At 73.0% G+C, this 696-nt stretch carries 1 protein-coding gene; it reads right to left on the reverse strand.

Annotated elements, in window-relative coordinates:
- Positions 1-18: 18 nt before the first annotated feature.
- Positions 19-696 (reverse strand): ATP-binding protein (locus AC1D01_RS37455; RefSeq protein WP_477874992.1); only part of this gene is annotated, 678 nt, incomplete at its 5' end.

Below are 696 nucleotides of genomic sequence, written 5' to 3' on the forward strand. Positions count from 1 at the left end.
CGCTCGGCCCGCCCGGCCTCAGGGAATGAGTCTGAGCGTCAGCGCGATGCCGAACGCCCCATCCGCCGCACGCGCCAGGCTCAGCGTGCCGCCGAGCTGCCGCGCGATCTGCGAGACGATCGCCAGGCCCAGGCCGCAGTGCCCGAGCGAGCTGCGCTGGCGGTCCAGCCGCACGAAGGGCTGCAGCGCCTGGCCGAATTCGGCGTCGTTCAGGCCCGGGCCGTGGTCGTACACCGCGATCGTCACGCCGCCTTCGCAGCGGCACAGGTCGACGATCACCGGCCGCTGGCCGTAGGCGAGCGCGTTGTCGACCAGGTTGCTGAGCAGCCGCTGCACCGCGATGTCGGGCAGCAGTTCGTCGACGCCGTCGCCGCGCAGCGTGACGCCGGGATCGGCATACATCGCGACCACCGCGCGCCCGGTGTCCCACAGCGGCTGCAGGCGGCCGAGCTGGATGTCGGCGCCGCCCTGCACATAGGCGAGGAACTGGTCGACGATGCGCTGCACCGAACCGAGGTCCTGCAGCAAGGCATCGCCCACCGGCTCGTCGCACTGCGTCTCGATGCGCAGGCGCAGCCGCGCGAGCGGCGTGCGCAGGTCGTGCGACACGCCGGCCAGCAGCTGGCCGCGCGTGCGGTCGGCCTCGTCGAGGCTGCGCGCCAGCGAGTTGAAGGCGCGCGCGATCTGCTGCAGCTC

The sequence above is a fragment of the Rhizobacter sp. P3_B12 genome, assembly GCF_056402895.1.